The organism is Streptomyces sp. NPDC086147 (assembly GCF_040702165.1).
GTDB lineage: Bacteria > Actinomycetota > Actinomycetes > Streptomycetales > Streptomycetaceae > Streptomyces.
Map to the genome: position 1 here is coordinate 1 of NZ_JBFBJO010000048.1, position 6,187 is coordinate 6,187.

General features: G+C 66.3%; 7 protein-coding genes. 4 read left to right on the forward strand and 3 right to left on the reverse strand.

Annotated elements, in window-relative coordinates:
* Positions 1-487 precede the first annotated feature (487 nt).
* Positions 488-985 (forward strand): hypothetical protein, encoded by a 498-nt coding sequence (locus AB0398_RS34100; RefSeq protein WP_366379553.1) that lies wholly within the window; start codon positions 488-490, stop codon positions 983-985.
* Positions 986-1,145: 160 nt separating this feature from the next.
* On the opposite strand, the gene AB0398_RS34105 is transcribed toward AB0398_RS34100, so the two are convergent.
* Positions 1,146-1,721 (reverse strand): hypothetical protein, encoded by a 576-nt coding sequence (locus AB0398_RS34105; RefSeq protein ID WP_366379554.1) that lies wholly within the window; start codon positions 1,719-1,721, stop codon positions 1,146-1,148.
* Between the two features lie 258 nt (positions 1,722-1,979).
* Between AB0398_RS34105 and AB0398_RS34110 the strand changes: the two genes are divergently transcribed.
* Positions 1,980-2,315: a barstar family protein gene (locus tag AB0398_RS34110; protein WP_366379559.1), complete on the forward strand. Its 336-nt coding sequence runs from the start codon at positions 1,980-1,982 to the stop codon at positions 2,313-2,315.
* Between the two features lie 140 nt (positions 2,316-2,455).
* On the opposite strand, the gene AB0398_RS34115 is transcribed toward AB0398_RS34110, so the two are convergent.
* Positions 2,456-2,989 (reverse strand): GNAT family N-acetyltransferase, encoded by a 534-nt coding sequence (locus AB0398_RS34115; protein ID WP_366379555.1) that lies wholly within the window; start codon positions 2,987-2,989, stop codon positions 2,456-2,458.
* 337 nt (positions 2,990-3,326) lie between these two features.
* Positions 3,327-3,929, reverse strand: a complete 603-nt coding sequence (locus tag AB0398_RS34120) for an HD domain-containing protein (RefSeq protein WP_366379556.1) — start codon at positions 3,927-3,929, stop codon at positions 3,327-3,329.
* A gap of 172 nt (positions 3,930-4,101) precedes the next feature.
* On the opposite strand from AB0398_RS34120, the gene AB0398_RS34125 reads away from it, so the two are divergent.
* Together AB0398_RS34125 and AB0398_RS34130 are read left to right on the forward strand one after the other, a co-directional pair.
* Entirely contained in the window at positions 4,102-4,230 is a 129-nt protein-coding gene (locus tag AB0398_RS34125) for a hypothetical protein (protein WP_366379557.1), read from the forward strand.
* A 645-nt stretch (positions 4,231-4,875) separates the two neighbouring features.
* Positions 4,876-5,526, forward strand: coding sequence for a class I SAM-dependent methyltransferase (locus AB0398_RS34130; protein WP_366379558.1), 651 nt, complete (start codon positions 4,876-4,878; stop codon positions 5,524-5,526).
* Positions 5,527-6,187 lie beyond the last annotated feature (661 nt).

Here is a 6,187-nt window from a genome sequence, read left to right on the forward strand (position 1 = left end):
ACTCGGTCTCCGCCAGATTCAGTACCGAAGCGACGTCATCGACGGCTGCCTTACCGCGACCGGCCTCACACTCACGACATCACGCCTATAACCTCGGTAACGAGGCTCCTGCGCTGATGAGTTGAGACGTCGAACACCTCTCTCAACGGCACGGGAGCCTCGTGCGTTGCGGAACGCCGGCCCGTCACCCGATCCGTGGCCACTCTGAAAGGGCTCAGTGCGTGAGCATCCGCCTCTTCCTCCCGTGTAAGCATTCAGGCCCCCGACCAGGCCGAACTTGCGCACGCAGGCTCTCCACAACACTCCGACCCCAGTTCAACACGCTGGGCAAGATCACACGATGAGTGGGGAGGTCGCCTGAGCAGGTCTGGCCGGTCCAGGAACTGCGGATCGGAAAGCGCGGTTCCCCTCACGCCCCGTGCTGAGCCCTCCGATATGTTCTTCCGGGCTCGCGCCGGCGGGTCCCACGCGTATTCGAGGGGGAAACGTGCCTGGTGAGCGGCTTGACGCGGAGTGGCTCCGGTCCTGGCGGGAACAGGCCGACGCAGCGCTGACGAAGCTGATGCAGTCCTTCCTCCCGACCTACGGCTTCCCTCCTGGCCACAACGCCGTGATGCCCACAACCGACGACAGCCACCAGGCGACGGACGCGCTCGTGGACCTGACGCCGATCCCCTCCGACCTGACCACGCTCTACTGGGTGATCAGCGAGGCTTCCCTGCCTGACATCGACAACGGGTACTTCATCCACTCACCGGCAACGGTGGCGGAACACTTCCGCGAGTACGGCCCCGCTCCGATCGACGGCGAATCGATCGCACTGGTCTTCGCCAGCGACGGCGGGGGCCATCTGTTCGCGATCGGAGACAGCGGACAAGTCCGGAAGTCCACCACGGCCTCCTGGTTTGACGACTTCGAGGTCGCCGCGTCCAGCTTGCAGGGGTTCCTCGAACAGCTCGGCCGACAGATCGCGAACCAGCCCTGACCATCAGCCGAGGAACAAACCGGCACGCTGCCCCACGGAGGTCATGTCACCCCAGACTGGGGAACCGCGAGTAGGTGTGGGGTCATCCCTGAGCAGAGGGTGGCCGATTTCAAAGAGCGTCATCAGCATCCAGCGGCGATGCGCGGTGGCAGTGGCCTGCTCAGTCGTCGAACCACACGACGAGGCGCACGTTGTCATCATCGTGCTGTGCTGCGAGTTCTTTCATGGCTTCCCAGACGGGTTGCCACTCGCCGGTTTCCGTGACGGCATCTCTGCGGCAGATGGTGACGGATCTGTAGAGCGTATCCCTGACGAGCCACTCACTTCCTTCGGGCCACTCCCGAACTTCACCGGCTTTGAGACCGACAGCCGCGGCGAATGCGCCACTCCAGGAGGCCTTGCCCGTCATCCGGAGCCCGTTTGGCGTCTGGCGGTATTCGTGCAGCCGGCTGTCGGGCTTCTCTGCGGGCTCGTCCCAGTCAACGGCCTTCATCTCGGCCCACGTGATCCACGTGGTGCCGTGAAAACCATCCTCGCCGTACCACTCGGTCAGCTGGGCGAACCGCGCACTCACAGGGGCCGAGGCGTCGGTGGGAAACCCTCGGCTTGCTGCCACGGGACGGAAGTTCGCGTAGTTACGGACCCCGAAGAGACACCCGAACGCGTCGTAGTTGCGGATGCACCCGACTGGCTGCGTAGGTGAGATGTGGGCTCTGGCACAGATCTTGGGGAGCAAGCACGGAGTGTGACGAGACGCTGCGTCCTGCTGACACAATGACCGGCTAGGGTCAACAGCATGGCCGCCTTTACCCCCAACTTCGCGTCCGACCTCGATTTCCGCCTCATGATGAACACTTTCGTCACGCTCTTCTGGCGCCGTAACCTGCTGGACGAGTGCACGGCGTAGCTGGACGAGCACGGCTATCAGGTCACAAGTCTGGGTCCGGCCGCCTGTTCATCGGAGGGAGACCTCCTCAGAGGGATCGGCGTCGCACTGGACTTCCCCGACTTCCACGGACGCAGCCTGGACGCGTTCGACGACTGCTTTGGCGATGTCGCTGATTACGCCGCTTACGGGATCGCCCCGGAGGCCACCGGTCTGGTCCTGGTCTTCACCGACTTCGATGTTTTCGCCGCAGCACATCCGGAGAGCGCACAGATCATCCTGGACATCGTCGCCGACAACGCCCGCCGGGCCGCGTTGTTCGGACGCCGCGTGATGTGTCTGGTCCATAGCTCCGATCCGCAGATCGAATTTGCACCGGTCAGCGCCATGCCCATCTTGTGGAACGACGCTGAACAGTCCAACGCCAGCCGACGAGCGGGCTGACCCAGGCCGCTTCACTACGGTGCAGCTGGCACAGCCTGGCATAGCAGTGAAGATCCTTACTGGTGTGAGAGCCGAGTCGTAACAAGCCGTCCTCGTGTTCGGTACCTCGGCAATCGCCTGACGCTGCCTGACACGGCTGGTCAAGATAGATGAACGGCCCGGCGTTCGCGCGCGTGGAGATGTCCCTCGGCCTCGTGCGGGGCACGAGGCGGCAGGACGCTCTCCAGGGTGTAGCCCGCCTTTTGCGCGACTCGGCAGGAGGCGGGGTTGCCGGCGTTGTGGATCAGTTCCAGACGGCTGAGTCCCGCCTCCGTCCTGGGGTCGAAGGCCCAGGTCGTCAACAGTTCCACGGCCCTGGAAGCAACGCCGAGGCCCCGTGCCGAGGCACCCGTCCAGTAGCCGACCTCACCGCGCGCCTCGCCGCCGGACTGTTTGAGAACGATGTGCCCCACGACCCGCCCAGTCATGAGGATGGCGAAGCTGAGCCGCTTCCCGGACTTCCAGCCCGCCTCCTGGGTCGCGATCCAGCGCACCGCGTCCTGCAGCCCCGCCACGCGGTGCGACGTCCAGCGACGCACTTCCTCGTCATCGGCCAACGCCGCCAGCGCGCTGGCGTCACCCGGCTCCCACGGCCTCAGCGTCAGATCGGTCGAGCGCAGCACCACAGTCGTCACCGCTTGGTCCTTCCTGTCCTCCCGCCACCCTAGATGACCGCGGTCACGGCGAGGCGGGTGGTGTGTACGCGGACTCATTGGCAGTCGACCGCAACCATCCGGGTCCGCCATGCTTCTGTGGATCTCGGGTGTGATCTCTCGGTTTCGTGACAGCAGAGTGAGAGACAGTGGTGGGGCGGCATATTGCCGCAGGTCGACCCGGTTTTCTTGAGTGGAGCGCACTGTCATAGGTGTGAGAGATCGTGGCGATCTCACTGTCACGGGTCGGTAGCTGTGCAGGTGGCGCACTGCCATGAAACCGAGAGATCGCACAACCGGGATACCGGGTGCGGAGAGATTACTGGTCGACGGGGAAGGCCGCCTGGAAGGCCAGCCGATGGGCGGCGTCCGCTCCGAGCCGGGTGAGGAGGTCGTCGAGGGCGAGGTACTCCTCCCAGGGCGCGCGCCCCGTCGCCGCGGCCAGCGCCTGTACGAGCCTGTCCTCCAGGTCGGGAACGCGTTTGTCCTTCCAGACCTTGTCGGCCGTGCTGACGAGGAGGTCCTCGATCATCACGTCGGGGCCGTCCCAGCTTGCGTGGGTGGCGGCGAACCTGGCCAGGCCGGGCGTGAAGCCGTGCTTCAGAAGGAGAGCTCGGCCGGCCGCCTCGTGCGCTGATCCCGGCCCGGAGAGTTCCTCGGGGTGGAGGGTCTTGCCGACGTCATGGGTTGCCGCACCGAAGAGAACGGCGTCGCGGTCCACGGCCAGGTCCGGGTACCGGCCTTTCACCCAGTCGGCCAGTTCGGCCGCGACGTCGTGGACTGCGCGCAGGTGCGCCGCCAGACGGGGTGGGGCCTCCAGGGAGCGCAGCAGTTCCGCCACTTCGGGTGGCAGCGGCCGCAGGGACGGCTCCGCGGGGGCGTCAAGGGCGAGGGCCAGGACGTCGGAACGTATTGAAGTCATCCTGGTGACACTACTGGTCCCTGGTATGCAGGCCAGGCAAGTTCTGGGACGGGTTCTCCGCCGCGGCCGCCTGACTGTCGCATGGGCAAGCAGTACCACCGGGCCGCCCCTACCTGCCGTCTCGTCGGCTTCTCCGCCCCGCTCAAGTGTCTTTGGGCGGGACGGATCTTGGTTGAGCCGCTTTACGCCCGTCAGCGATACGGACCTCGTCGACCAGATCAGCCCGCCGCTGTGCGCAGCAGGCCTGACCACCAGCGGTGACTGCCTCGGCGACCTCAGGGGCCCGTACCTCCTGCGGTGACAGCAGAGGAGAAACAGACGGCCCGTCCGGGCAACGTGCGAAAGGTGCGCGGACGGGCTCCGGTCCGGATTGTCCTCGGCCGGCGGTCCGGGCGGTCCCCGACAGGCCGCAGCTTCCTTTGCCACTCACCGTGAAGGCTGTACGGACACCCGCCCCTTTACTACCGCGGGCCACCGGCTCATCGGCTCTTCCTCCGGCTCCGAGCCCGGTGGCTCAGACAGCTTCCCTCAGGTAGCGGGCTTCCGGCTCCGCGGGGGCTCGGCGGACAGAAGGGCCCAGATCCTGCGCCCCCTCGTCCGGGGTGTCTTCCCGCATGGGACCAAAGGTGCCTGGCGGGGCGGCGTCGGCTTCACGGGCGCGACCCCGCCAGGCATCTCCAGCCTGGCACACCGGCCGCCTCAGGTTGCGGCCAGGCCTGCCGTGTCCGGCGTCAGCGGGCGGTCAGCCGCTCGTCACACCCCACCTGCCGTAAGGCCCCGTGGCCGGTTCGGCATCGCACGCCGGCGGTGGCTGGGCAGCATCCTCGTCTCCGGCCGGACAGACGGGCCATTCTGAAGCCCTGATGGAGTGCTGGTGGTGACTGCCCATCATTCGATGGCTGGTAGGGCCATTCGCGTGTACACCGCCAGTCCTAGGATGGGGAGTATGAGCAAGGGCCATGCCGGCACACACAAGACCATGCCGATGACGACGCGGCGGACCCGCTGGCAGGAGGCGGGCAACAGCCAAAACTTCGGCAAGCGTTTCGCCGAGCTCGTCTCCGCCGGCGAGGACATCGACGGTGAAGCACGGCTCGCCGACACCCTCCTGCCGCGCGGCGCCCGAGTGCTCGACGCCGGTGCCGGCATGGGCCGGGTCACTGCGGCACTGCTGCGGTGCGGGCACGACGTGATCGCGATCGAACCCGATCAGGCACTGGCCCGACAGGCCCGGGAGACCTATCCGGGGTTGCCGATCCAGGAACGCGACATCCTCGACCTCGGCCCCGACGACGGTCCGTTCGACCTGGTCGTCTGCGTGGGCAACGTCATGGTCTACCTGGCCGAGGGCACCGAACGCGCGGCCCTGCACGCGATGCGGGCCGTTCTCGGCGAGAACGGCCGGATCCTGATCGGCTTCCACCTCCAGGACCGGCCCCCGCACGCTCACGCCTACACCGCGTCCGAATTCGAGGCGGATCTCGCGGCTGTGGGACTCCGCGTCGACCTGCGGGCAGGCACCTACCAGCTGCATCCCGCGAACGAGGCCTACGGTGTCTGGATCCTGAGCCACACCCAGAGTGAGATCGGCAGCTGAGGGTTCGCGGTCATGGTGGCAATGCGATTATTACGGAGCTGACCACCTTGGTCGAGAAAGTTTCCGTGCGGGCGGCAGCCACTACCAACTGGCTTCTCAGCCAGCGGATCGTTCAACCCAATGTACCGATCTGATCCGCTCTGGCGGCCAAGTCGGTACATCCTCGGCCCCGCCGCCAGCAGCTGTCTGCGACACCCATGACAGCAATGACCTCATCGGCGGCGCCGTCGACATTTTCGGCCAATGCCAAGTCCATGAACCCGGCGGCAACTGCACCTTGCCGACCTGGCCGACCTGCACCACGCAGCTTGACGAAGGCATATATCGCGCTCGTTCAGCGCTGCCTTGACCAGATGGAACCATTTGCGACCTGCAAGAACTGTGCCACTTTCGTGGCCCGCACGGCCAGGTACCACCGCGCGAAGGATGACGGGCATCTTTAAGCGGCGCCATTACCGGCACGACCGTTTGGAGACGACTCCGTAGGTGTGGGGGAGGGTATCGGGGGCAGGTGGGGTGGTGAGCGTGTGGGACCGCTCTGGACAGGCAGGGCCTGGCCGAATTCCCCCCTCGGTGGGCCCTGGGGTGGTCGGACGGGCCCGCACCGGATGGTGCGGGGCCCGCCGGCCTGCCGTCGGGGGGGAGTTAGGTATAGGAAAAC

Excerpts from the sequence above, each read along its gene's own strand:
- AB0398_RS34120 (WP_366379556.1), bottom strand. The coding sequence starts at position 3,929 with ATGACTTCAATACGTTCCGACGTCCTGGCCCTCGCCCTTGACGCCCCC.
- AB0398_RS34130 (WP_366379558.1), top strand. The coding sequence starts at position 4,876 with ATGAGCAAGGGCCATGCCGGCACACACAAGACCATGCCGATGACGACG.